This window comes from Allobosea sp. 05T438 (assembly GCF_056396025.1).
Map to the genome: position 1 here is coordinate 1 of NZ_JBFTKQ010000028.1, position 25,950 is coordinate 25,950.

Genomic DNA, 25,950 nt, shown 5'->3' on the forward strand with positions numbered 1-25,950 from the left:
GCAACCAAATCAAAAGCCCGCCCCTCAAAAGGCGGGCTTTACGTCGTCAGCTGCTCAAGCGCCACCTGCTCACAAAGATCCACCCCGAAAACCAGGCAAACAGCCAAAGCCCCGAGCTCTCCGCTTGACCGCTCGGCAGGAACGCTGCCTAGTTCGGGGCTGGCTGTCACAGCTCAGCATCATTCCCGCATGATAAAGCGATGTCGGGACAAAGTGGCGTCGTTGTCGGGGGCGGGGATGCGTATTGCGTTACTTCACAAGGTCGGGCTCCGGTCTTTCTGGGCAGGAGCCGCCGCCTTGTTGCTCGCGGGCTGCGCCGGTGATGTGAAGGGCGTGCTTCTGCCCGTGAGCTCGTCCGCTACGGATACGAGCAAGGTCACCATGCTGGTGGCCACGACGCGCGCGCCGGACGAGGATGCCGGCGTTCTGTTCTCGGGCGAGCGCGGCAAGCCCGCCTTCGCCGAGATCACTGTCTCCCTGCCGCCGGGGACCCGCCGCAAGGTCGGCGAGGTGCAATGGCCGAGCCGCCTGCCCGGCGATCCGGAGACGGAATTCGTGACGCTGAAGGTCGAAAAGCTCGACCGCGCCCAGGCGGTGTCACGCTTCCACAAGGCCGTGGTCAAGGTGCCCAAGCGCCGGGTGATGGTCTTCATCCACGGCTTCAACAATCGCTTCGAGGACGCGGTTTATCGCTTCGCGCAGATCGTGCACGACTCCAACGCCAACGTCGTGCCGATCCTTTTCACCTGGCCGTCGCGCGGCTCGATCTTCGCCTATGGCTATGATCGCGAGAGCGGCAATTATTCCCGCACGTCGCTCGAGAACCTGCTGCAGGATCTCGCGCGCGATCCGGCTGTCGGCGAGGTCTCGATCCTCGCCCACTCGATGGGGAACTGGGTGACGATGGAGGCGCTGCGGCAGATGGCGATCCGCAACGGCAGCATCCCGCCGAAAATCGCCAATGTCATGCTCGCCGCGCCGGATGTCGACGTCGATGTCTTCCGCAGCCAAATCTCCGACATCCACGGCAAGCTGCCGCGCTTCACTGTGTTCGTCTCGCAGGATGACAGGGCCCTTGCGGTCTCGCGGCGCGTCTGGGGCAGCACGGCAAGGCTGGGCGCGATCGATCCCGATGTCGAGCCCTATCGGACGGAGCTCGCGCAGACCGGCATCACCGTGCTCAACCTGACAAAACTGCGCTCCGGCGACAGCCTGAACCATGGCAAGTTCGCCGAGAGCCCGGAAGTCGTACAACTGATCGGCTCCCGGCTGGTCGAGGGGCAGCCGATCACGGATTCGCGGGTCGGCCTGGGCGAGCGCCTGATGCAGGTGACCGCCGGCACCGCGGCGGCCGTCGGCACGGCAGCCGGCCTCGCGATCTCGGCGCCGATCGCCGTCGTCGACCCGCACACGCGCCGGAATTTCAACGACACGATCGAGCAGGTCGGTCGGTCTGTCGGGGATGCCGGACAAGCCACGGGCGAGGCCGTGACCGCGCCGTTCGAGGCGGGAGCGCCTTCCGGCCGCTGAGAATGAAGCGACCCGCACGCCGGCTGTTGATGATGCAGGCCTTACCCTCCACGGACGCTCTTTCTCATCGGTCTGTGGAGGTCTAACCACGAAGGGATCGGGACGCCGCGAGGCGTCCGGCAGCTTCGAGGCCGCTATGCAGCATGCTTCCGACCACGCCGACATTCGCGATGCGGTTGCCAGGTTGTGCGCGGATTTCCCCGGCGAGTACTGGCGCAAGCTCGACCGTGAGATGGCCTATCCGGCCGCGTTCGTCACGGCGCTGACGGAAAGCGGCTTCCTCTCGGCGCTGATCCCCGAGGAATATGGCGGCGCCGGCCTGCCGCTTTCGGCCGCCGCCGTCATCATGGAGGAGATCCAGCGACAGGGCTGCAACGGCGCCGCCTGTCACGCCCAGATGTATGTGATGGGCACGGTGCTGCGTCACGGCACCGAGGACCAGAAGCAGCGCTATTTGCCGAAGATCGCCTCGGGCGAGCTCAGGCTCCAGGCTTTCGGGGTCACTGAGCCGACCAGCGGCACCGACACCACGGCGCTGCGCACCACCGCTCGCCGCGAGGGCGACCATTACATTATCAACGGCCAGAAGATCTGGACGAGCCGCGCGGCGCAGTCCGACCTGATGCTGCTGCTCGCCCGCACCACGCCGCGCGACCAGGTCGCCAAGCGCACCGACGGGCTCTCGGTCTTCATCCTCGACATGCGCGAGGCGCTGAAGGACGGGCTGACCGTCCGGCCGATCCGCACGATGATGAACCACGCCACCACCGAAGTCTTCTTCGACAATGTGAAGGTGCCGGCGCAGAATCTCGTCGGCGAAGAGGGCAAGGGCTTCCGCTACATCCTCTCCGGCATGAACGCCGAGCGCATCCTGATCGCGGCCGAGTGCGTCGGCGATGCCAAGTGGTTCATCGACAAGGCCTCGAACTATGCCAGGGAACGCCATGTCTTCGGCCGGCCGATCGGCCAGAACCAGGGCATCCAGTTCCCGATCGCCAAGGCCTACGCCAATATGCGCGCCGCCGAATTGATGGTGCGCGAGGCGATCCGGCTCTACGAGGCCGGCGCCAATCCGGGTGCAGAGGCCAACATGGCCAAGATGCTGGCGGCGGACGCGTCCTTCGAGGCGGCCAATGCCTGCATCCAGACTCATGGCGGCTTCGGCTTTGCCGAGGAATACGACGTGGAGCGCAAATTCCGCGAGACGAGGCTCTACCAGGTCGCGCCGATCTCCACGAACCTGATCCTCTCCTATCTCGCCGAGCACGTGCTGGGCATGCCGAGGTCTTACTGATGGCTGCTTCCGATAGGTCCGCACTCGACATCGATCACCTGCGCGGCTGGATCGGCAACGAGGATATCGGCGTCGACATCGTCAGCGAGGATCTGGCGCGGAAGTATCACGCGACATTCGATGATCCGGGCGAGGCGCCGAAGCCCGGCGAAGTGGTGCCGAGGCTGATCCATTTCTGCCTGGCGCAGCCGGCGGCTCCGACCGGCGCGCTCGGCCCCGATGGCCACCCCGCTCGGGGGGGCTTTCTGCCGCCCGTGCCGTTGCCTCGCCGGATGTGGGCCGGGGGCGCATTCTCCTTTTCCGGCGATCTCAGAGTGGGGGATGTCGTCAGTCGTATCTCCCGCATTGCCGACGTCGTGCTGAAGGAAGGGCGCACCGGGCCGCTCTGCTTCGTCACCGTGGAGCATCGCGTCGAGGCGAATGGAGCGCTCGTGCTGGAGGAGCGACAGGACATCGTCTATCGCGATCTCGACGGCGCCGCGGGCACGACAAAGCAGCCACCATCTGCCGAGCAGGGCGCTCACCAGCGGCCTATGAGGGCCGAGGCGCCGCTGCTGTTTCGCTATTCCGCCCTGACGTTCAACGGCCATCGCATTCACTATGACCGCCGCTACGTCATGGAGGTCGAGGGCTACCCCGGTCTCATCGTCCATGGGCCGATGCAGGCGGCCCTGCTCTGCAACTACGCCACCGAGTTACGCGGAGCCCCGCCGCGCCGTTTCAGCTTCCGGGGGCTGTCGCCGCTTTTCGATGACGATGCTTTCGCCTTGCACGCGGCGGAGGAGGGGGGCCGATTGAAGCTCTGGACCGCCAAGCAGAACGGCACGCTCTGCATGACGGCGGAAGCTTCCTGGTCGTAAGGGCGCCAACCGTGGTCGTCGGTCAGCCGGCTCGGGCGGCGGACGGCGCCTTCTCGGCGGCACGCTGCCTCGGCCAGACAACGGCCCAACTGCCGATGAGGACGATGACCTCCGACAGCGCTCCGCCGAGAAGCACCCAGGAGGGAGCGGCCGTCAGCAGCAGGACCAGCACCACCAGCATGCCGATGGCGGCGGCTATCGCCGAGAGGATCGCGATCGAGCGGAAATCCTGGGCGATCTCGAGCCAGATGCGGGGCATGACATAGAGCATTGGCATGCCGCTCATGACCCAGGCCATCACCGATATCTTGAAGAAGCGGGTGTCCTCGAGGCTTTCCGGCAGGATGAGCGGGAGCGCGAGCAGAATGACGATCCCGTAGACGACGCCGAGGGCAGCCAGCGGGATCGGCCAGTAGCGCAGCAAGCGCCCGACCTTCGCGGAGTCGCGATGCGCCACGAGCGCCGTCATCTCCGGATGCATCATGTTGGCGAAGGCGGTGGAGACGATGCGCAGCGGCACGAAATTGACCAGTGCCGCCGCGATCGGCGCATAGGCTGCAGGCCCCGCGATCGTGGCGACCAGCAGTGCCATGCCCTGGCCCTGGAGGTTGGTGATGGTCACGCTCAGCAGCGACCATTTCAGGTCTCGCCAGAGTTTGCGATAGCGCCGCCAGACATGTGTGCCGAAGCTCAACCGTATGGGCCGCCGGCCGAACGCGAGCATCACGGCGATGCCGAGCGCGTTTGCCGTCATCATGACCAGAAACGTGTGTTGCAGGATATGGGTGCCGTTCCACACCACCCATGCGGCGCCGAGGGAGCCACTGATCGTGAACGTCAGGTCGCTGGCGCTGACCAGCATCTGCCGATTGCGGGCGAAGAAGACAGTGCGGATATGCGCGCGTGCGGTCCACAGAGCGACGAAGGCGCCGCCGCCGAAGGCCCCTTCGGGAAGCCAGCCGCTCAGGGCGCAGGCGACGCCGACGCCGAGCAGCGCCGACAGCAGCGCGGCCGCCGAGCCGAAGGTGATCTCAAAGGCCCCGGCCGCGGCGACGCTGTGGCTGCGGGCGATGAAGATGCTCGCCGGCAGAGCCGTGAGCGCGCGGATATAGGTCAGGCCGATGCCGCCGACCACCATGACCAGCGCGAAGACGCCGTAGTCCCACGCGGACACGGAGTGCAGCAGGACGAGGTTGAGGGCGAGGTGAAACGCGCTTTGCAGCGCCTCGCCGCCGACCATGACGACGAGCTTCAGGATCAGGCGGCGCAGGGATTCGAAGTTCATTGCTGCCCCTGCCGGCCGCGGGAGAGCATGTCCTCGACAACCGCACCGATGGCGCGGGCGACGGCCCGATCGCTGAACAGTGCGGAGAAGCGTTCGCGGCCCGCATGCGCCATGGGGGCGAGCATCTCCGGCGCGAGGATCACCTGTTTCAGCGCTTCGGCGAGAGCGTTGGGGTCGCCAGGCGGCAATAGCCGGCCGGTCAAACCGTCCACCACCACCTCCTGCAGGCCCCCGATCGCCGAGGCGAGCGGAGGCCGGCCGAATGCCATGGCTTCGATTGCGACGCGGCCGAGCGACTCCGGGCGACGGGACGGCACCACGACGATGTCGGCCCACTGATAAAGCGGCGTGGGATCATCGCGGAAAGGCTCGACTTTGACCTGCTCGTCGAGACCCGCGCTCGTCACTGCTTCGTGCAAGCTCTGTTCGAGGGCGGGGTCCTCGAAAGCGCTGCCGACGATCCGCACCTCAAGGCGGTCTCGCAGCTCCGGAGGCAGGGCGCTCACCGCTGCGAGCAGGATTTCCTGGCCCTTGATGCGGTTGATCCGGCCGAGCATGAGGACACGCAGTCGGCGCTTCCCGTCATAATCCGTGGGTGCCCAATCGGCGGGTCCGGCCACGCCATTGTAGATGACGTCCGCCGCATGATMGGCCGGGAGCGGAAAGGCGGCGCGCGTCGCCTGCGAGTTGAAGATCAGCCGCGCCCGGCCCCAGAGGATGAGCCGGCGCAGGAGCGTGCGGGTCATTCCCTCCGGGATTTCGTGGATATGCTGGATTACCTTGCCGGCAAAGAACCGCGCGGCGAGGACATGGTCCACGATGACCGAGGTATTGATGTAGACGAGGTCGCAGCGGCGCATGCGCCGCGCCGCTCGCAATACGGCGCGAGGCAGCTCGACCGGGGCCGTGGCCATCAATCTGGGCAGGTTCCTGCGGCGCAGGACCCATAGCGGCTCGATGACGACCCGGCTGGCGATCGGCTGCAGCAGGCTGAGAATCGGACCCTCGCGCGGGAGCACGACCTCGATATCGGCGGCCGGGTAGGCCTGCCGCAAGGCAGCCACGCTCTCGGCGAAAGCGCGATCCGAGCCGTAGAGTTCATAGCCCTGATGAATGCAGGCGATACGCAGCGTCACAATCCATTTCCATTCGAGGACGCCGCCATCGCGCTTCCACCGATTCCGCATGGCCGGAAAGCGCGTCCTAACCATCTTCGATAAAAGGAGAATAAACCCCAGAAACTCAAGGTATTATTGGAGGTATGCGCTATCTTCACGCAGCTTTGCGCGCCTCCGGATAAAATCATGGCAAATACCGCTCCCTCGTTGCTGATCCTCGGAACACGGGGGATTCCAGCTGCGCATGGAGGCTTCGAGACCTTCGCCGAGAAGCTCGCCTTGTTTTTGGTCGAGCGGGGCTGGCAGGTCGGCGTGTACTGCCAGGACGAGGTTCCGGTCGTCACGCGCCGGTTTCACAGCGAATCCTGGCGGGGCATAGAGCTTATCCGCACGCAGGTGTCGTCTTCGGGGCCGCGCGCGACCATCGATTTCGACTGGCATTGTGTGCGGCACGCGGCACAGCGCCCGGCGCTCAGTCTCGTCCTGGGATATAATGGCGCGATCTTCCTGCCCTATTTGCGCCTGGCCGGGCGGAAGATCATGACGAATATGGACGGGATCGAGTGGCGCCGGCCGAAATGGTCTTGGCCCGTCCGCAGCTGGTTCTGGATCAACGAATGGGTCGCGGCCTGGTCCTCGAACCGTCTCGTGGCCGATCATCCGGTCATCGCCGATCACCTCGCGACGCGGCGTCCGCGCAGTGCCACGGTCATGATTCCCTATGGCGGCATGCCCATCAGGATGGCGCCGGCAAAGCCGCTCGCGAGGTTCGGGCTGGAGAGCGGCTGCTATCTGATCTCGATCGCCCGGATCGAGCCCGACAATTCGATCCTCACTCTCGTCGAGGCATTCTCGTCCAAGCGGCGCGGCATGCCCCTCGTCGTCCTCGGCAATTTCTCTGATGAGAACGCCTATCATCGCCAGGTCAAGGCGGCGGCGGGGCCGGAGGTGATCATGCCCGGCGCGATCTACGATGACGAGACGGTAAGGGCCTTGCGCTTCCACGCGCGGGGCTATCTGCACGGACATACGGTCGGCGGGACCAACCCCTCTCTGGTCGAGGCGCTGTGGGCAGGGAACCCGGTCATCGCCCATGACAATCCCTACAATCGCTGGACGGCCGGCGAGGCAGGCCTGTTCTTCGGTGACGAGGCGAGCTGCTCCAATGCGATCGGGAGGCTGCTGGCCGATGACGAGCTGGCCGCGCGCCTGAAGCAGGCTGCGCTCGGGCGCGCCCGGTCCAGCTTCGAATGGCAGACGGTCCTCGAACAGTACGAGCGCGAGGCGCTTGCCCTGCTCGGCCTCGAGCCGGAAGCCACTTTTGCTCCTGTCGAAATGACCGGCAGCCGCCGGGGATGAAGGTCAGCCGCCGGTCTCTGCTCGCGGGTGCAATCGGCACGGCGACCATCGGTGGCGGTCGCGCCCATGCAGCGCGGCCCCTCAGCGTCCGGCGCGGCGTCAATCTCTGGCCGTGGTTCTCGTTGACGCGGGAGCACCCGGCGCCGCGAACCGACTATGATTGGCCACCATTCCAGCTCGACCGGCAGGTTCCGACGCGGGCGGATCTTGCGCTGCTGCGTCGTGCGGGCCTCGACTTCGTCCGGTTGCCTGTGGACCCCGGTCCGTTCCTTGCCGGCGCTCCTGCCGCCAGGAAGTCATTGCTCGATCAGGTGATGGCCGCCGTCGCGCTGGCGCAACGCGAGGGGCTCGCCGTGATCGTCAACCTGCACGCCAACGCCGCGACGCATTATTGGACGCCGTCGCGATTGTTCGGAAGCTTGGATGCTCCGGCGTTTCCGGCCTATCGCGACCTGGTGACGGAGCTGGCGTCGCGGTTGGGACGGAGCGATCCGGAGCGGACCGGTTTCGAGCCGGTCAACGAGCCGCTCCAGGCCTGCGGCTCCGCCGAATGGGGAGAGATGCAGAAGCGGCTTCTGGCCTCGGCCCGGCTGGCCGCGCCAGGGCTGACATTGCTGGCGACCGGCGCCTGCGGCAGCATGATCGCCGGCCTCGAACCCCTCCGGGTTCGCGAGCTCTCGCTCTATGAGCCGCTGCTCTTCACCTTTCACTTCTACGAGCCCTACCTCTTCTCGCATCAGGGCGCGCGCTGGATGAGCGAGCCGGTCTACCGGGCGCTCAACTCCGTGCCCTGGCCGGCGGCGCGGGGAAGCCTCGACGCCACCCTCGCTGCGGTCCGTGCTCGAATGGCGGCGCTAGGCGGGCCGGCACAGGGCAGCGGTGCGGCCGCCTATCGCGAGACCGAGCGTGTCCTGAAGGAGTATTTCGATGCCCAGCCGGACCGCCCCTTCATCGATGGCTATCTGCGCCGGGTCCGTGCCTGGGCAGAGCGCGAGGGCGTCCAGCCCGGCCGGATCCTGATGGGCGAGTTCGGGGCGCTGCGCTCCGGGGGCGGCACGGTCGCCTCCGCTCCGGACGATCGCGCCCGCTATGTGCGTGACGTCAGGCTCGGCGCCGAAGCGCTCGGCTTTCCCTGGGCGTTCTGGAATCTGTTCGACAGCATGGGGATGATGGACGACGTCAGCCGCCGGCTCGACCCGGCCATGATCGCGGCCCTCGGCCTGAGAATGCCGGATTGAGCCGGTCGGAAACGCGCCTTTCCGGTCGATAGAGGCACAGAATCACGACGACGAATTTCGACGGCATCGTCGTCTTCGTCGCGATGCTCTCCGAGCCGTTCAGCAGGATGATCCAGACGATCATCGGGAGCCAGACGCCGGAGCGTCCGCGCCCCAGCTCGTACATGAAGAGGCCGAAGGCCAGCGTCACGAGCGCGGTGATGATCGCCCCTTGATACAGCGTCATGCGCACGAACGGGTTCTCGATGCCCCATTCGAGCCCGTTGACGCGGCGCAGGGTATCGACGAGCTGTACATCCGGCCCGACGATGAGGTCGCCGATCGAAAACATCTGCAGCAGCTCGAACATTTCCTTGCGGGCATTGGCGCTGCCGCCGTCGGAGACGAAGCGCGTGGCCACGTCGTCGAAGAAACCAAGCGCCACCAGCCCGCCGATGGCGACGGGCAGAAGGGCTACGAGCACGCAGCCGATGGCGGCGGCGATGAGCGATATCCGCCCGCTCCGCAGCAAGGCGAACAGCTGTACCGTGCCGTAGCAGAGGCCGAACGCCAGCGACGTCAGAAGCGCGGTCCGGCCGCCGAAGACCACCAGGGCGGCGCTCTGCAGCGCGATGAGGACGCCGCGGACCGCCGGCGGCAGGGAGCGTGATCCGCTGATCAGGGCCATCAGATAGCAGGCGGTGATCATGGCGTTGGCCAGCGGATGGCCGTGAAACGCGCTGGAGCGGGTGTCGGTTTCGAAGACGGCGCCGTCGAAGCGGTAGGGAAAGAGCCGGAACTGCGTGACGAACTCGAAGAGCGCGAGCAGGGCGTTGAGGGTCATGACGACATGCAGCATCGTCGTGAGCGTCGTCATGGTCTCCTCGTCGGCATCGACGAGCAACAGGACCAGCAGGCAGACGGCGACATAGGTGTCGACCATGCCGCCGAGGCCCGGCCCGTCGCGCAGCACGGTGACGATGATCGTCCCCATCGTAACCAGCAGCATGAACAGCGTCGCCGGCCGAKCGCTGACGAGATGAATGATGCKGCTGACCGGATCGCCGCAGCCGATCAGGCTCCAGCCGAACAGCAGCACGATCATATAGGTCGAGGGATGGATCTTCGTGGCGGCGGCGCCGGTGAGGCCGTCGTAATTGTAGCCGACGAGCCAGAGCATGCCGCCCGACACGCAGAACAGCACCAGGACAGTGGCGAAAAGACCGTAGCGCGTCAGCCCATCCAGGTGGGCCCAGCCCGGTGCCCCACGGGCCGAGGCGTCGGCCGTGGGATTGGCGGCAGGCATCAGCCTCGCCCGTCGGCGTCGATCAGGATCGTTGCCGTCACCGTGCGACCCATGACGCGCGCGGATTCGACCGCCCGCATGATCTCCTGCTGACGCGTGGTGTAGAGGCGAGCGACGAGCACGATCTCCTCGACCATGCCGACCAGCGGCGCGATCTTCACATTGCGCTCCAGCGGCCCGCCGTCGATGACCACGACGTCGAAGTGACGGCTGGCATCCGCCAGCATTCGCATCGCATAGCTGCGTGCCAATGCCTTCTGCGTTGCAGCTTTCGGGCGACCGGCCGACATCAGCGCAACATCCTTGGCGCCGCTGAAGTGAATGGCATCCTCGAAGCTGCATTCGCCCCGCAGAATATCCATGAGCCCGGCAGGGCCGCCCTGGACTGGTTCGGTCGTCGTATCGACCAGGAGGACGCGCTCTCCATGCTGGACCGCTGCGCTGGCGAGCAGGTCGGCTGCATGCTCTCGCTCATCGCCATCGGCCTCGGCCGAAATCAGCAGGGCGCTGCGTGCTGCCGGGACCGGCACATCCGTGGGCTTGAACAGCAGCAGCAGCGCGAGTTGCGCCGCGCCTTCCGCATCCGCTTTCCGTCCCGTCGAGCGCCGGAACCACCGGCCGAAACCGCGCGCGGGGGCCGTCCTGGAGCGCAGGATACCGATCACCGGAGCGCCGATCAGGGTCTCGGCCTGCGAGCGGGAGAGCAGATGAGGCGCAGCATATTCGCGAAGCAATGCGAGGCCGGCGCCGAGTCCCAGGCCGAGGACGGCCGCTGCCGCCGCAAGCGGAAGCGTCGGCGGCCAGCTCGCCTGTAGCGGCGGCTGAGCCCGGCCGATGATGCGGGCGTTGGTGGTGTCCAAGGTCGCCTGCTCGCGTGTTTCCTGCGCGCGCAGCAGGAACGTCGCATAGACGGCACGGACCGCTTCGAGATCGCGCTGGAGCTCGCGCAGTCGCACTGAAGCCTGGTCCGCCCCTTGCGTCTGGCGCGTCAGGGTCTCGAGCTTGGTGGCGAGGAGCTTCTCATTGCCGAGCGCGCGCTCATATTCGGTGCGCACGGATTGCTCGACCCGCTCGATCTCCGTCGCGATGAGGCGGCGGATGTGGACGAGCTGGTTTTGCACCGCGCCGATCGACGGGTGCCGCGGGCCGAACTGGCTCTGCAGGTCGGCTTCGCGCTGAACCAGCGTGGCCTCCTGCTCCCGCAGTCTTCCGATGACCGGAGACTGTATTGCCTCCGTGGAGTTGCCGGCCAGGGCCCCGCGCCGGCGTTGCTGCGCGATCAGCTCGACCTGGGACCGGAGGGTGGCGGTGCGTGCCTGGGCGGCCGAGAGCTGATTGCTGATCTCGCTGAGCTGCTGCTCGCTGATGAGGCGCCCGGACGCTGCGACGAGATTGTTCTCGGCACGGTAGCGCTCGACGGCGTTCTCAGCCGCCTCGACCCGCTTCCGCTGTTCCGCGAGCCTGGCGGTCAGCGACTCGGACGCCTCCGTCGCAGCGCGGCTGCGCGCATCGGCCTGGTCGGTGAGATAGGCTTCGGCGATAGCGTTGGCGAGCTTGGCGGACTTGTCGGCGTCGCGCGTCGTCACCACCACGTCCAGCACCAGGACCTTGTCGGCGCGCCTGACGGAAACCTTCCGCCGGAGGCTGGCGAGCGTCCGCGCCTCGGCAGGTGTGAGAGCGCCATCCAGGGCGGGAGTATCTGCCGCGATCCGGCCGAGCAGGCGACTGAGAAGCCCGGCGCCGTTGAATTCCGTGTCCTCGGTGAGTTTCGTTGCCCTGATCGCCCGAGCCAGCACGCTTGTGGACTGAATGACACTGGCCTGGCTTTCGATCTGCGCCAGCCCGCCATCCGGAGAGACCGTATTGGGGTTGACGTCATTGCTGACGACGTTCCGGTCGCGCGGGTCGATCAGGATCTGCGTCGAGGCGGTATAGAGCGAAGGCGTCAGCAGCCCATAGGCGAGGGCCAGCCCCGCCAGCACGCCCGCGACGGCCAGGATCGTCAGGCGCCGATGCCAGAGGATGCGCCAGAGCTCGGAGACCTCGACGGCGCCATCCGGGCGGCGACGAAAGGCTTCCTGAGGAGGCGGCTGCACCGTTTCCTCCTGCCGATGAGCGGTCGCAGCCAGACTTGCCATTCCTCTACTCGGACAACGCAACGCGATGCCGCGGCGTCTTCCAGCCGCAGCTTCCAGGCGCGACACTGCCACGAACTCCTTAACAAGTGCCCCGATCGGTCGAGCCACCCGCATGAGCGGGCTTGCACGCGGGGCTAACCAAATCGAAATGCGGGTATTGGAGAATGCCGGCTGCTTTGGCGCAGTTGCCGCAAGAAATGCGGCTGGGCTTGGATATGAGATTGAGATTGAACATGGGTGCTTCGCCCTTGCGGCGGTGGCATCTGGTCCTGATCGAGCGGCTGCGGGCTATCCCCGGCCTGGCGCTTTCGGTCGTTCCGCCGGCGGCGAACGCAGCCGACCCGCATCGACTCGACGGTCTCTTCCGCGTGGAGGGCTATCTACACGGCCTCCAGCCTGAGGGTCTTTTCACGGCGGCCCCGCCGGCCGAGGCGGCTGCCGTGGCTGCCGCGCCGGGGCACGACGAAGCCGACCTGCTTCTCGATCTCGGCAGCGATGAACCGTCCGGATCGACGCGGCGCTGGAGCCTGCGCTTCGAAGGGCGGGCGGGAGAAGCGGCGCTCGTCTCCGCTCTTCTCGCCGGTGGCGTTCCCTTGGTCGAACTGACGGAGAACGGGGCGCGGATCGCCGCAGCGCGGCCGGGCAGCGATCACGGCCGCATTCTGCTGGCGAAGCTCGACGATATCCTCAGCCGCGTGATCACATTCATCGTGGCAGCGGTCGAAGGCAGCCGCATGCGTGTGCCGCAGCTGCCTGCCGAAGCCGAGCCTTCGCCCCCGCCCCAGACCGGCCTCGCCCGGACCATGGTCCGGGCAGTGACCTCGAATGCGGTCGATCGCATCTATCGCCGCTGCTTCCATGCCCCGCACTGGCGGGTGGGCTGGCGCAAGCTGGCCGGCCCGGATCTGTTCGATCTGAAGCGCCATCCCGGTACGGGCTGGCACGACCTGCCCGATGACGGCACCCGCTTCTACGCCGATCCGTTTCCGATCCTGCATCGCGGGCGCCTCATGCTCTTCGTCGAGGACTTCCCCCATGCCACCGGCAAGGGCATCATCTCGGCGGTGGAGTTCGGGCCGGATGGTCCGACAGGGCGCCCCGAGCCGGTGCTCGAGCAGCCCGGCCATCTATCCTATCCCTTCGTCTTCGAACGGGATGGGCAGGTCTGGATGATCCCGGAAAGCTCCGGTGCCGCGCGGGTGGATCTGTTTCGCGCGACGGCGTTCCCCGGCGGCTGGGTCAGGGAGGCGACGCTGATCGACGGCGTGGTCGCGAGCGATGCGACGCTGATCGAGCACGGGGGTCTTTGGTGGCTGTTTGCCACGGTGCGCGACGGCGGCGGCTCCCATTCGGATGCGCTGCATCTCTGGTCGGCGCCGGATTTCCGCGGTCCCTGGAAACCGCACCCCCGCAATCCCGTGCTGATCGACATCGCCTCGGCCCGGCCGGCCGGGCACATGACCATCCGCGACGGTGTTCTGCTGCGTCCGGTGCAGGACTGTCGGTTCGGCTATGGCAAGGCGCTCGGCATTGCCCGCGTCACCCGGCTCGACCCCGAGGGCTTCGATCAGGAGGTCGAGACCATCATCCAGGCAGGTGCTCTCTGGCCCGGTCGCCGCATCCACAGCCTCAACCGGGCCGGCGGATACGAATTCATCGACGGCTCGGCAATGGCTCGCCGGCCGCTTCTGGCTCGTCCCCGGCCTGTGCCGGCGCTCGCCGATTCCTGATGGCGTGCTGGGCGCCGTCGGCAAGGACGGCGAGCCGTCCGAGCAGCGTGCGGCCTCCCGAAACCGAATCCAGCGTCACCGCCTGTGTGGCGAAGCGCCGCTTGAAATCCTCGCCGCCGCAGAGGAAATCGACCATCGACAGGCCCTGGTCGATCGACCACTGGATGTAGTCCATCATCAGCACCATGCCCGGAGAGGCACGCTCATGGTCCGGGTCATAAGTGGTGACGAAGGCCATCATCCTGTCGCGCTGCACCAGATTGATCGAGACCGCGACGATGCTGTCGCCGCATTCGAGCAGGAAAACACGCAGGATGCCGAGCTTCGCCATCACGCCGACGAGCGCGGCGAGAGCCGGCGAGCCTTCGTCGAACAGGTCCGAAGCATGGCCGTGGCGCTCGAGCCATTTGCGCTTGAGGGCGGCGACGCGCTGCAGCACCGGTTCCAGAGGTTCCCCCGGAGCCATCAGCCGGAAGCGGACCTCCCCTGATTCCTCCATGAACTTGCGCCCGCGCCGGTAATTCTGCCGCGTCTTCTTCGACTGCTGGTCGAACCAGAGCGCGCCACGGTTCCAGGAGCCGCTCACGCGATAGTTGATCTCGCACCGGTGGTTCGGGCGCAGGCGAAGGGCTGCGTTGTCGTCCGTCACGATCTGACGGGCCACCGCCTCGGGCGCGAGCCGGTTGAGATAGGCCATGTCGAAGCGGCCGGCGGTGGCGATCGCCCGCCACAGGGCGGCTGCAGCTTCGCGGCTCCAGCCGGGAGCCACGAGGATGTCGCCATAATCGCTATGCTCCTTCGCGGCCCATTCGAGGATGCGGATGCCGCGGCGCCGGATCGTGGCGAAAGGCAGCACGGCCTCGAGGTTTTCGCCATTCCAGACCAGGCCGATCAGCAGCTCGCGCTGGTCGCGGCCCGGCGTGGTCCGCCACCAGGCGCTGATCCAGCCATGGCTCTGGAAGACGAGGCCGTCGGCTTGCCGCCACAGCGCATCCCAGGCGGGAGCCAGCGCCGTGAGCCGCTCTTGCGAGGTGACGATCTCCAGCTTTCGGCCGTCGACGGCGGCGAGCGCGGTTGGGGCGCTCACTGCTGTGTTCCCTCGATCTCGGCTTCGGTGCGACGAGCGGGACGCAGGCCGAGGCGACGCCGGATCTGATACCACATGCGTTTCAGCGGCAGCAGATAAAGCCCCGACAGCGACTGGTAATCACGAACGCCGCGTTCCATCAGCCCGAACTTGAAGTCCTCGTCCGGCTTCGGCACGCACAAGGTTCCGAAAAGACGATCCCAGAACGAGAACAGCAGGCCGAAATTCTTGTCGTAGTGGCGCGGATCGACGCTGTGATGCAGCTGGTGCCAGTGCGGACACAGGATGAGGTTGTTGAGCGGGCCGAACGAGATCTTGAAATGCGTGTGCCTGACGAAGTCCATCATCAGGATATTGCGCATGATGTAGACGTTCACGCCGAAGACGGTGAGTTCGACGAGGTTGAGCGAGACCAGCGACCAGATCCCGAAGCAGATGCCCGGGATTACGCCGTCCCAGGCCCGGTTCATCAACTCGTCGAGCGGGTGGACGCGGTCCTTGGTGATGCCCACCATCACTTCCGCGGAATGATGGACCTTGTGCAGCTCCCAGAGGATGGGAAAGCGGTGCTGCGCGACATGATAGAGATAATAGGAGATGTCATAGGCCAGCAGCATCGTGATCGTGAAGATCACGGTGGTCATCGGCCCGGCCGGCCCCGGAATGAGGGGCGGCTCGATCTGGAAGATCGTCGCGAGGATCTTGTTGGTCGCGTAGCCGACTGCGACGACGAAGGTGACGCCCGCCGGCAGCATCAGGAACGGCATGATCGCCTTGCGCGTCACCCAGAAGAGCAGATCCGCCTTCGCCGAGGGGTGAGTGATGATCTCATTGGGGAAGATGAAATCGAAGAACTCCCGGAAGTTCTTCTGCTCGGCCGTCCTCCAATAGGCGACCAGCGCGCTGACCAGCGCCGTCAGCAGCAGCAAGCCCGTCGTCAAGAGGCTCGTCGCCGAAATCTTGTCGAGGATTTTGCTAATGAATTCGGTCATTCCGTCTAGCACCTGCGGCGGGGGGCGGTACCCTTAGGCCACAAGGCTATTAAATATTCGACACATCGCAGGAAAGCTCGCGCCTTATGGTTAAGCGCGGCTTCGGGCGGCGCGATTCCGCTGCGGGGCGCGGCTTCAGCCCCGCTCCGCCGCCAGCCGGCAGATCATGCGCGCGGTTTCGTAGGACTTCACGAAAGCCGGAACGGGCAGGAATTCGAAGCGCGAGTGGAAATTGCAGCCACCGGTGAAGAAGTTCGGCGTCGGCAACCCGCGCGCCGACAGCGCTGCCCCATCCGTGCCGCCGCGCATCGGGATCAGCTTCGGTTCGATCTTCAGTGCATCGAGCGCGGCGAAAAGCAGATCGACCGGGCGGCGGTCGTCGCCGAGGCTGTCATGGATGTTGCCGTAGGTATCGGTGACATCAGACGAGACCCGTCCCCTCGGATAGCGCTGTGCGATCAGCTCCGCGACCTCGCCGATACGGCGCTTGCGCTGTTCGAACCGGGACTTGTCGAACTCGCGGATCATCACCTTGAGCTTGGCCTCGCTCTGGCCGGCGGCGATCTCGGTGAACCAGAAATAGCCCTCGCGCCCTTCGGTGTTTTCCGGTGTCTCGGCGCGGTCGAACTCAGCGATGAAATCCATCGCCATCAGCAGCGGATTGACCAGCACGCCCTTGGCCGAAATCGGATGGGCGCTGACGCCGGTGAAGCTGATCTCGCCCTGGGCCGCGTTGAAGTTCTCGATGACGACCTCGCCGAGTTCGCAGGCGTCGATCGTATAGGCGAAGTCGCAGGCGAAACGCGTGAGATCGAGAGCCTTGGCGCCGCGCAGGCCGATCTCCTCGTCGGGCACGAAGGCGACGAGGATGTCGCCATGGGCGTCTTCGGGGCCAAGCTCGGCGAGTAGCGTCATGATCGCGGCGACGGCGGCCTTGTTGTCGGCGCCGAGCACGCTGGTGCCGTCGCCGACGATGACGTCCGCGCCGACCCAGGGCTTGATCTGCGGGTTCTCCTCGACGCGCAGCCAGATGTCCTGCTCGCGGTTGAGGCACAGATCCTGCCCTTCGAAGCGCAGGATCTGCGGGCGGATGACCGGCGAGAGCCCGACATCGACGGTGTCGAGATGGGCGATGAAGCCGATGCGCGGCGCGCCCGGCCGTGTGCCGGGCTTGCGCGCGGTGACGGTGGCGTGGTCGTCGATGACGATATCGGCGAGGCCGAGGGCGGCGAGTTCCTCGGCGAGAAGCGCGGCGAGGCGCTGCTGCCCGGGCGTCGAGGGCAGGCTCGTCGCCCGCGCGTCGCTCTGGCTCTCGACCGCGACGTAGCGCAGGAAGCGCTCCGTCAGTTTCGCCGCAATGGACATCTCGACCTCGCTTCGCGTCTCGCCGTGCCCCGCATCCTGCGGATGCCGGGCGCAGCGAGAGCTATCGCGTCGGCCTGCGCTTCGGCAAGGGCCGCCGAAGCGCAGCGGTCACGCCGCCTTGGCGAGGAAGTCCTCGGCGTAGTGGCAGGCGACCTGCCGGCCGTCGATCTCGCGCTTCTCCGGGCGCTCCGCCCGGCAGCGATCGGTCACATAGGGGCAGCGCGTCGAGAACACGCAGCCCTTGGGCGGGTTGAGCGGGGAGGGCAGTTCGCCGCGCAGCACGATGCGCTCGCGCTTGCCGGCATCGACGCGCGGCGTCGAGGCGAGCAGCGCCTGCGTATAGGGGTGCAGCGGCCGGGCGTAGATGCGCTCCTTCGGGCCGTGCTCGATGGCATTGCCGAGATACATCACCATCACGTCATGGGCGATGTGACGGACGACGCTGAGGTCATGCGAGATGAAGAGATAGGCGAGCTTCAGCTCTTCCTGCAGATCCGCCAGCAGGTTCAGCACCTGCGCCTGAATCGAGATGTCCAGCGCCGAGACCGGCTCGTCCGCCACGACGAGCTTCGGCGAGAGGATCAGCGCCCGGGCGATCGCGATGCGCTGGCGCTGACCGCCGGAGAACATGTGCGGATAGCGGGCGTAATGCTCCGGCCGCAGGCCGACCTTGGCCATGATCGCGCGCGCCTTCTCGGTGCGCTCGGCCTTGGAGAGGTCGGTGTTGATCTTGAGCGGCTCCTCCAGGATCGTGCCGACCTTCTTGCGCGGGTTGAGCGAGCCATAAGGGTTCTGGAAGACGAACTGGACGGTGCGGCGCAGGCGCTTGCGCTCGCTCGCGGGCGGATTGACGGCATCGACCCCGTCGAGCATCAACGTGCCCGAGGTCGGCGTCTCGATCAGCGTCGCCATGCGGGCAAGCGTCGACTTTCCGCAGCCGGACTCGCCGACGACCGCGAGCGTCCGGCCGGCCTCGACCGCGAAGGACACCTTGTTCACCGCCTGCAGCTGCGCCGGCGGGCGGAAAAGCCCCTGCTTGACCGGATAGATCTGCGTGAGTTCACGCGCCTCGATGACGGGGCTGCTCATCGCACGGCCTCCTTCGCCCGGCCGGCTTCGTCGCGGGCGCGATCAGCGTCGCGCTGAGGATCGCCGAGCGGATAGTGACAGCGTACGCGCCCGTCAGCCCAGTTCCTGAGTTCCGGCTGGACATTGCGCGAGTGCTCGGTCGCATAGGCGCAACGCGGGCTGAACAGGCAGCCCTTCGGCCGGTCGTTCAGGCCCGGCACCATGCCGGGGATCGTGGCGAGCCGCGTCGCGTTTTCGCTCCGCTCCGGCAACGCCGCGAGCAGCGCGGCGGAATAGGGATGCTGCGGATCGGCGAAGAGCGCGTCGACCTTGCGCTCTTCCATGATCTGCCCGGCATACATCACCATGATGCGCTGTGCCGTCTCGGCGACGACGCCCATATTGTGGGTGATGAGGACGAGCGCCATGCCGCGCTCGCGCTGCAGCGACATCAGGAGATCGAGGATCTGCGCCTGGATGGTGACGTCGAGCGCGGTCGTCGGCTCGTCGGCGATCAGCAGGCGCGGATTGCAGGCGATCGCCATCGCGATCATCACGCGCTGGTTCATGCCGCCGGACATCTGATGCGGGAAGGCCTTGAGGCGGCTCTCCGGGGCCGGGATGCCAACCTGCTCGAGCAGCTCGATCGAGCGGCGCTTTGCGGCCTTGCCGTCCATGCCCTCATGCTTCCTGAGCGTCTCGGCGAGCTGGAAGCCGATGGTGAAGCAGGGGTTCAGGCTGGTGCTCGGCTCCTGGAAGATCATCGCCACATCCTTGCCTGTGAGCTGGCGGCGCTCGCGGGCGGACATGGTCAGGAGGTCGCGGCCGTCGAAGCGCAGCTTGTCGGCGCGGACGCGGCCGGGATAGCCGACGAGGCCCATCAGCGCGAGCATGGTGACTGATTTGCCGGAGCCGGATTCGCCGACCACGCCGAGCACCTCGCCCTCCTCCAGGGTGAGGTCGATGCGGTCAACGGCGCGCAGCGTTCCCTGGGAGGTGGGGAATTCGACGCTGAGGTTTTCGATTTCGAGCAGGGGCATGGGATCAGCGCTTCAGCTTGGGGTCGAGCGCATCGCGCAGGCCGTCACCGAGAAGGTTGAAGGCGAGCACGGTGATGAGGATGGCGAGGCCCGGGAAGGTGACGACCCACCAGGCGCGCAGCACGAATTCGCGCGCATCGGCGAGCATCGTGCCCCATTCCGGGGTCGGGGGCTGGGCGCCGAGGCCGAGGAAGCCCAGCGCCGCGGCGTCGAGGATCGCCGTGGAGACGCCGAGCGTCGCCTGCACGATGAGGGGAGCGGCGCAGTTCGGCAGGATCTCGGAGAACATCAGTCGGATGGTCTGCGCACCGCTGACCTGGGCGGCGATGACGTAATCCTTGCTGGCCTCGGTGATCACGGCGGCGCGGGTGATGCGCACGTAATGCGGCAGCACGACGATGGCGACGGCGAGCATCGCGTTCATCAGGCCGGGGCCGAGGATCGCGACGATGACGATGGCGAGCAGCAGGCTCGGCATCGTCATCAGGATGTCCATCAGCCGCATGATCGCGATGTCGGCGATGCCCTTGAAGTAGCCGGCGATCAGCCCGAGGACGATGCCGACGACGATGGCGATGGAGACGACGGCGATGCCGATCACCAGCGAGAGTCGCGCGCCGAAAAGCAGGCGCGAGAGGATGTCGCGGCCGATGGCGTCGGTGCCGAGCGGATAGGAGAGCGAACCGCCCGCCTGCCAGAACGGCGGCTTCAGGAAGACCGCGTTGTTGGTCAGGTTCGGGTCATGCGGCGCGATCAGCGGCGCGAACAGCGCGCAGACCAGCACCAGCACGATGACGACCAGGCCGGCGACGGCGCCGCGATTGGCGCTGAAATAGGTCCAGAACTCGCGCGCCGGATGGGGCGGCGTGCCGCTCGGTGCAGCGACTGCTGGGGCTTCGAGGGTTTCTGCGCTCATGGACGAGGGCTCCGATGGGAGCTGGAATGTGAAGGGCGGATCATTTGGCGTGCCTGATGCGCGGGTTGATCAGGCCGTAGAGCAGGTCGACGAAGAGGTTGACGCTCATCACGACGATGCCGAGCAGCAGCGTGCCGCCCTGCAGGACGGGATAGTCGCGCCGGCTGATCGCCTCGATCAGCCATTTGCCGACGCCGGGCCAGGAGAAGATCGTCTCGGTCAGGATCGCACCGGTGAACAGCGTGCCGACCTGCAGGCCGATGACGGTGACGACCGGGATCAGCGCGTTGCGTAGCGCATGCAGCGCGACGACGCGGATCGGCGCCATGCCCTTGGCCCGCGCCGTGCGGATATAGTCCTCGCCGAGCACCTCGAGCATCGCCGAGCGCGTCATGCGCGCGATCACGGCCAGCGGCACGGTGCCGAGCACGATCGCGGGCAGCACCAGATGCGACAGCGCCGACCAGAAGGCGTCGATGTCGCCGGCCAGCAGGCTGTCGATGGTGAGGAAGCCGGTGACCGGCTCGATGAAGTATTGCACCGCGATGCGTCCCGACACCGGCGTGATGCCGAGCTGCACCGAGAACAGCAGGATCAGCAGCAGGCCCCACCAGAAGATCGGCATCGAATAGCCGGTGAGCGAGATGCCCATCACGCCATGATCGAAGATCGAGTTTCGTTTGACCGCCGCAATGATGCCGGCAGGCAGCCCGACGATCAGCGCGATCAGGATGGCGCAGAGTGCGAGCTCGATGGTGGCGGGGAAGAGCTGGCCGAATTCCGTCAGCACGTTCTCGCGCGTCACGATCGACTTGCCGAGGTCGCCCTGCACGACGCGCTCGATATACTTGCCGTACTGGACGAGCAGCGGCCGGTCGAGGMCGTATTCGGTGAGGAGCTGCGCATGGCGGGCGGCGTCGATGCCGCGCTCGCCGGCCATCGTCTCGATCGGGTCGCCCGGCACGAGCCGCACCAGGAAGAAGGCCAGCAGCGTGATGCCGATGAAGGTCGGGATGACCAGGCTCAGCCGTGTGAAGATGAAGCGCAGCATGGTTCTGCCATTTTTGTCGGCCCGGGCATGTCATCTGCGCGGCGGCCTGTCTTGTCATTTTAGTCGAATTTGAATTCCGGCGCAGCGGAAACACCAGAATCCACGAAAGATCAAGAACGCGATGACAAAAACCGTGGATCGCCGTCAGAGGCCGCGGTTCTCGGGTGTTCGGCTGGTGAAATACTTGGGAAAAACCGAGAATTCCGGCGCAACAATGCGAATTGTTTCGGCGCCAGCAAGGCAATGAATGCTCTGCTGGCGCCGCTGATCGTTGGGTGTTCAGATCCTACTTGGCGATCGACACGCCATAGAACGGCTGTCCTCCGAAGAAGTGGATCTTGTAGTCCTTCACTTCCTTGCGGACCGGCGTGAAAGCCTGCGCATTGGCGAAGAGCAGGCCCGCAACATCCTCGTGGAAGAGCTCCTGGAAGCGCTTGTAGAGCTTGGTGCGTTCGCCCTGGTCGGTGATGGTGTTGGCCTTGGCGAGCGCGTCCGAGGCTTCCTGGTTGCACCAGCGGGCCCGGTTGGCGCCGGTCTTCACACCCTCGCAGGTCCAGCCCGAGAGCAGGATCTGGCTCGGATCAGGGTAGTCCCAGGTGTAGCCGAACATGCCGACTTCGTGCTCGCCGGCCCTGCCGCGCTTGAGATACTCGCCCCATTCGAAGGTCTGGATCGTCGCCTTGACGCCGATCCTGGCCCAGTCTGCCTGGATCAGTTCGGCCGCGCGCCGGCCGTTCGGCATGTAGGCGCGAACGACCGGAATGGCCCACAGCGTCGTCTCGAAGCCGTTCGGATATCCGGCCTCTGCCAGCAGCGCCTTGGCCTTGTCGGGATCATAGGGGCGCGGCTTGAGGTCGGCGTCATGCGACCAGAGCGAGGGCGGCACCGCCGCCGCGGTCGGGTTGCCCGTCCCCTGATAGACCGCGTCGATGATGGCGGGGATGTTGGTGGCGTAGGCCAGCGCCTCGCGCACCCGCTTGTCGCCGAAAGGTTTCTTCTGCTGGTTGAAGGCAAGGAAGCTCTGATCGGCGATGCTGCCCTGCAGCAGGTTGACGGTCGGCTCGGTCTTCATCGCCGGCAGGTCACCGGGATTGGGGTAGCGCGCGATCTGGCATTCGCCCGAGCGCACCTTGGCGAAGCGGACGGCGGCATCCGGGGTGATCACGAAGATCAGGTCGTTGACCAGTGCCATGCGGTCGCGATTGCCGACGGCCTTGGTCCAGTGATCCGGCACCGCCTTGAAACGGATGATCGCATCCTTCTGGTAGGACAGCAGCGAGAACGGGCCGGTGCCGATCGGCGCGAAATCGACCTGCTCCGGCGTGCCGGCCTTCAGCATCGCGGCCGCATATTCGGCCGAGAGGATGGACATCGGCTCGACCGAGAGTGCCGACAGCATCGGCGAGTTCGGCTTCGTCAGCGTCAATTTGACCGTGTAGTCGTCGACCTTCTCGATCGACTTCAGGCTCGGCTTCACGATCTCGCTGAAGAACTGGTAATTGCCGCTGCCGACCTTGTTGTAGGGGTTGCTCGCATCGAACATCCGTTCGAACGAGAAGACGACGTCGTCGGCATTGAACTCGCGGCTCGGCGTGAAGGCCTTGTTGGCGTGCCACTTCACGCCCTTGCGCAGCTTGAAGGTGTAGGTCAGCGCGTCGTCGGAGATCGTCCAGGACTCGGCGAGGCTCGGGATGATCTGCGATCCCCCGCGTTCCGTCGCCGTCAAGCGCTCATAGATCTGCGCCGCCACGTCGTAGGCGGTGTTCTGGCTGCTGAATTGCGGGTTCAGGAAATCGGGGCTGGCTTCGGAGCAGACGACGAGCGCCTGGGCGCTGGCGACGGCGGGCAGCAAAAGGACACTCAGCCCCAGCGTCAGAGCGAAGGAGCGGGCACGAGCGGACATGGCGTTTCTCTCGGATAGGCAAGGAGACGGATCGGGCGCGGGGCGTCATGCCCCATCGTCTCCGCCTCCCGAAACGCGGCCCCGCGGGGGCCGCGTCGTTTGGCACGCATCAGCCACGCCGGATCGGGGCGCGGCTGGCACTTCGCTCAGTTGGCGATGTCGACGCCGTAGAAGACATGGCGGCTGAACGGCGAGAGCTTGAAGTCCTTCACTTCCTTGCGGACGGGCTTCAACTGCACCGCATGCGCGATGGTGAACCAGGGCGACTGCTCCTTGAACACCACCTGCGCCTGCCGATAGAGCCTCTCGCGTTCGGCCTGGTCGGTGACGGTCTTCGCCTTCGTCACCAGCTCCTCGAAGGGCTGGTAGCAGAACTTGGCGACGTTCGAGCCGTTGGTCTTGGCCGAGTCGCAGCCCAGCAGCGTGTGCAGGAAGTTGTCCGGATCGCCGTTGTCGCCGGTCCAGCCGAGCATGCCCGTCTGGTGTTCGCCGTTCTGCATGCGCTTGCGGTACTCGCCCCATTCGAAGCTCTTGATCTCTGCCTTGACGCCGACCTTGGCGAGGTCCGCCTGCATCAGCTCGGCGATGCGCTTGGCGTTCGGGTTGTAGGGGCGCTGCACCGGCATGGCCCAGAGGTCGATCTCCAGCCCGTTCGGATAGCCGGCCTCGGCCAGCTCCTTCTTGGCGGCCTCCGGATCATAGGGGTCGTCCTTGATGGTCTCGTTGTACGACCACATCGACGGCGGGATCGGGTTGATCGCTGCGATGCCGCTGGAGAGATAGACCGCGTCGATGATCGCCTTCTTGTTGATCGCCTTGTTGACGGCCCGGCGAACCCTGACGTCGTCGAAGGGCTTCTTGGTGGTGTTGTAGGCGAGATAGCCTATGTTCAGGCCGGGCTGCTCGAGGATCTGGACGTTGGCGTCCTTCCTGATCGCGTCGAGATCGGCCGGGTTCGGATAGGGCATGACATGGCATTCGCCCTTCTGGAGCTTGGCCCAGCGCACCGAGGCGTCCGGCGTGATCGCGAAGATGAGGTCATCGATCTTCGCCTTGCCGGCCCAATACTCCGGGAAGGCCTTGTAGCGGATGATCGCGTCCTTCTGGTACTGCACCAGATAGAACGGGCCGGTGCCGATCGGGTCCTGATCGAGCTTTTCCGGCGTGCCGGCCTTCAGCATCGCGTCGGCATATTCCTTCGACTGCACGCTGGCGTACTGCATGGCGAGGTCGGAGAGGAACGGCGCCTCAGGCTGGTTCAGCGTGAATTTGACCGTATAGTCATCTACCTTCTCGACCGACTTCAGCAGCTTGGGCATGCCCATGTCGTTGAAGTAGGAGTGGTTCGAGCTCGTCACCTTGAAGAACGGGTGATCTTCCTTCCACTGCCGCTCGATCATGAACATGACGTCGTCGGCGTTGAAGTCGCGCGTCGGCTTGAACGTCTTGTTCGAATGCCACTTCACGCCCTTGCGCAGATGGAAGGTGTAGGTCAGGCCGTCCGGCGAGATGTCCCATTTCTCGGCGAGCGCCGGCTGGACCTTGGTGCCACCGCGCTCGAACTGGACGATGGTGTCGTAGATCTGGGTGTTCGCGTCGAAGGAGGTGCCGGTCGTGTTGACGCTCGGCGCGAAGTTCTCAGGGCTGCCCTCGGAGCAATAGACCAGCGTCTTCGCCATCAGCGGCTGCGCCGCCATCAGCGCCGAGGCCGACAGCGTCGCCAACAGAATTTTCTTCATGGATGTCTCCTCGAACGCCTCTCTCCGCCGCCTCAGGCGGATGATGATCCCGTTGCATCGGAAGCTTCATGGGCGGAATTCCCCGAGCCGCCTTGTCAACAGCTTATTGAAAGTCGAGGGGCGCGAATAGTCGTTTCCGCAGGCGTTTTGCGACCTGTGGAGGGGAGGGTAAACGATTGCGCTGTGCGTCCGCGTGGCCTGGAAAGAGGCGCCGCAGGGGCCGGCCAGCCTTCCGGCTAGAGCACCTCGCGCACGCGCAGCAGGGTGACATCCATATGACGGCCGATCGCCTCCGACAGGGCATCGGCGTCGCGCTTGAGCAGCGCCGCCATCATCTCCTCATGCTCGGCCACCGCGCCGGCCCATTTCTCCGGGCCTTCATTGCCGACGAAGCGCAACCGCTTGATGCGCGACTGCAGGGTGGTGTGCATCTCGAGCAGCACCGGGTTGCCGGAGGCGGCGACGATGGCGCTGTGAATGGCCTGGTTGAGCTTGAAATAGTCGAGGCGATCGCGCGTCGCGTAGAGCGCCAGCATATCCTGATGCATCTTGTGGATCGCTGCGATCGTGGCGTCGCTGGCCTGGGCGCAGGCGATCCGGCCGCCGAGTTGCTCCAGGCTCTTGATGACCTCGAGGATGTCGGCGAGGTCGCGCGCCGAGAACTTGCGGACCACGGCGCCCTTGGCCGGCAGGATCTCGACCAGCCCCTCGCTGGCGAGCGTCTTGATCGCCTCGCGCAGCGGCGTCCGCGAGACGCCGAGCTGCGTGCCGATCAGCCCCTCGTTGATGCGCTGACCGGGAGCGAGCTGGCCCTCGATGATCATGTCGCGCACGCGCTCCAGGACCTCGTCATGGAGGGTCCGCCGCGTGATCCGGGGGAAGTCGACCGCCGTCTCGCTCATCGCTGCTCCATTGTTCTCGGCCGCTCCGTTACGGCATGCGGCTTCGTCGC

At 66.0% G+C, this 25,950-nt stretch carries 20 protein-coding genes; 6 read left to right on the forward strand and 14 right to left on the reverse strand.

The features are described from left to right. Positions 1-237 precede the first annotated feature (237 nt). The 3 genes from AC1DIN_RS27510 to AC1DIN_RS27520 all read left to right on the forward strand — a co-directional run bounded on the left by AC1DIN_RS27510 (position 238) and on the right by AC1DIN_RS27520 (position 3,684). On the forward strand, positions 238-1,530 hold the full coding sequence (locus tag AC1DIN_RS27510) for an alpha/beta hydrolase (RefSeq protein ID WP_476812059.1): 1,293 nt from the start codon (positions 238-240) through the stop codon (positions 1,528-1,530). 136 nt (positions 1,531-1,666) lie between these two features. Further along, positions 1,667-2,824 carry an acyl-CoA dehydrogenase family protein gene (locus AC1DIN_RS27515; RefSeq protein WP_476812060.1) on the forward strand — a complete coding sequence of 386 codons (1,158 nt, stop codon included), beginning with the start codon at positions 1,667-1,669 and terminating at the stop codon, positions 2,822-2,824. Beyond that, positions 2,824-3,684, forward strand: coding sequence for an HTD2 family dehydratase (locus AC1DIN_RS27520; protein ID WP_476812061.1), 861 nt, complete (start codon positions 2,824-2,826; stop codon positions 3,682-3,684). The genes AC1DIN_RS27515 and AC1DIN_RS27520 overlap by 1 nt, the downstream gene beginning before the upstream one ends. Positions 3,685-3,706: 22 nt before the next feature. Here AC1DIN_RS27520 and AC1DIN_RS27525 read toward each other — a convergent pair whose 3' ends face one another. Next, positions 3,707-4,969, reverse strand: a complete 1,263-nt coding sequence (locus AC1DIN_RS27525) for an MATE family efflux transporter (protein WP_476812062.1) — start codon at positions 4,967-4,969, stop codon at positions 3,707-3,709. After that, positions 4,966-6,105, reverse strand: a complete 1,140-nt coding sequence (locus AC1DIN_RS27530) for a glycosyltransferase family 4 protein (protein ID WP_476812063.1) — start codon at positions 6,103-6,105, stop codon at positions 4,966-4,968. The genes AC1DIN_RS27525 and AC1DIN_RS27530 overlap by 4 nt, the downstream gene beginning before the upstream one ends. A 168-nt stretch (positions 6,106-6,273) precedes the next feature. Here AC1DIN_RS27530 and AC1DIN_RS27535 point away from each other — a divergent pair, with 168 nt between their 5' ends. Next, positions 6,274-7,446, forward strand: a complete 1,173-nt coding sequence (locus AC1DIN_RS27535) for a DUF1972 domain-containing protein (protein ID WP_476812064.1) — start codon at positions 6,274-6,276, stop codon at positions 7,444-7,446. Beyond that, positions 7,443-8,684, forward strand: a complete 1,242-nt coding sequence (locus tag AC1DIN_RS27540) for a glycoside hydrolase family 5 protein (RefSeq protein ID WP_476812065.1) — start codon at positions 7,443-7,445, stop codon at positions 8,682-8,684. Before AC1DIN_RS27535 ends, AC1DIN_RS27540 begins: the two co-directional genes overlap by 4 nt. On the opposite strand, the gene AC1DIN_RS27545 is transcribed toward AC1DIN_RS27540, so the two are convergent. Together AC1DIN_RS27545 and AC1DIN_RS27550 are read right to left on the reverse strand one after the other, a co-directional pair. Next, positions 8,626-9,969: a VpsF family polysaccharide biosynthesis protein gene (locus tag AC1DIN_RS27545; protein ID WP_476812066.1), complete on the reverse strand. Its 1,344-nt coding sequence runs from the start codon at positions 9,967-9,969 to the stop codon at positions 8,626-8,628. The genes AC1DIN_RS27540 and AC1DIN_RS27545 overlap by 59 nt on opposite strands. Continuing rightward, on the reverse strand, positions 9,969-12,065 hold the full coding sequence (locus AC1DIN_RS27550) for a GumC family protein (protein WP_476812067.1): 2,097 nt from the start codon (positions 12,063-12,065) through the stop codon (positions 9,969-9,971). Before AC1DIN_RS27550 ends, AC1DIN_RS27545 begins: the two co-directional genes overlap by 1 nt. Positions 12,066-12,340: 275 nt before the next feature. On the opposite strand from AC1DIN_RS27550, the gene AC1DIN_RS27555 reads away from it, so the two are divergent. Continuing rightward, on the forward strand, positions 12,341-13,837 hold the full coding sequence (locus AC1DIN_RS27555) for a glucosamine inositolphosphorylceramide transferase family protein (RefSeq protein ID WP_476812068.1): 1,497 nt from the start codon (positions 12,341-12,343) through the stop codon (positions 13,835-13,837). Here the strand turns inward: AC1DIN_RS27555 and AC1DIN_RS27560 are convergent. The 10 genes from AC1DIN_RS27560 to AC1DIN_RS27605 all read right to left on the reverse strand — a co-directional run bounded on the left by AC1DIN_RS27560 (position 13,761) and on the right by AC1DIN_RS27605 (position 25,900). After that, positions 13,761-14,924 (reverse strand): GNAT family N-acetyltransferase, encoded by a 1,164-nt coding sequence (locus tag AC1DIN_RS27560; RefSeq protein WP_476812069.1) that lies wholly within the window; start codon positions 14,922-14,924, stop codon positions 13,761-13,763. The genes AC1DIN_RS27555 and AC1DIN_RS27560 overlap by 77 nt on opposite strands. Further along, positions 14,921-15,916 (reverse strand): sterol desaturase family protein, encoded by a 996-nt coding sequence (locus AC1DIN_RS27565; RefSeq protein ID WP_476812070.1) that lies wholly within the window; start codon positions 15,914-15,916, stop codon positions 14,921-14,923. Before AC1DIN_RS27565 ends, AC1DIN_RS27560 begins: the two co-directional genes overlap by 4 nt. A 135-nt stretch (positions 15,917-16,051) precedes the next feature. Next, on the reverse strand, positions 16,052-17,281 hold the full coding sequence (pepT, locus tag AC1DIN_RS27570) for a peptidase T (RefSeq protein WP_476812071.1): 1,230 nt from the start codon (positions 17,279-17,281) through the stop codon (positions 16,052-16,054). 108 nt (positions 17,282-17,389) lie between these two features. Continuing rightward, complete coding sequence (locus AC1DIN_RS27575; protein ID WP_476812072.1) at positions 17,390-18,370, reverse strand: peptide ABC transporter ATP-binding protein; 981 nt, start codon at positions 18,368-18,370, stop codon at positions 17,390-17,392. After that, positions 18,367-19,389: an ABC transporter ATP-binding protein gene (locus AC1DIN_RS27580; protein ID WP_441473751.1), complete on the reverse strand. Its 1,023-nt coding sequence runs from the start codon at positions 19,387-19,389 to the stop codon at positions 18,367-18,369. The genes AC1DIN_RS27575 and AC1DIN_RS27580 overlap by 4 nt, the downstream gene beginning before the upstream one ends. A gap of 4 nt (positions 19,390-19,393) precedes the next feature. Then, positions 19,394-20,305: an ABC transporter permease subunit gene (locus AC1DIN_RS27585; RefSeq protein ID WP_441473752.1), complete on the reverse strand. Its 912-nt coding sequence runs from the start codon at positions 20,303-20,305 to the stop codon at positions 19,394-19,396. 40 nt (positions 20,306-20,345) lie between these two features. Then, the gene (locus AC1DIN_RS27590; RefSeq protein WP_476812073.1) at positions 20,346-21,356 is read right to left on the reverse strand and encodes an ABC transporter permease subunit; all 1,011 of its coding nucleotides are present in this window, start codon (positions 21,354-21,356) and stop codon (positions 20,346-20,348) included. A 286-nt stretch (positions 21,357-21,642) separates the two neighbouring features. Then, the gene (locus AC1DIN_RS27595; RefSeq protein WP_476812074.1) at positions 21,643-23,259 is read right to left on the reverse strand and encodes an ABC transporter substrate-binding protein; all 1,617 of its coding nucleotides are present in this window, start codon (positions 23,257-23,259) and stop codon (positions 21,643-21,645) included. Between the two features lie 146 nt (positions 23,260-23,405). Further along, on the reverse strand, positions 23,406-24,998 hold the full coding sequence (locus AC1DIN_RS27600) for an ABC transporter substrate-binding protein (protein WP_476812075.1): 1,593 nt from the start codon (positions 24,996-24,998) through the stop codon (positions 23,406-23,408). 236 nt (positions 24,999-25,234) lie between these two features. Continuing rightward, positions 25,235-25,900 (reverse strand): GntR family transcriptional regulator, encoded by a 666-nt coding sequence (locus AC1DIN_RS27605; RefSeq protein ID WP_476812076.1) that lies wholly within the window; start codon positions 25,898-25,900, stop codon positions 25,235-25,237. Positions 25,901-25,950 lie beyond the last annotated feature (50 nt).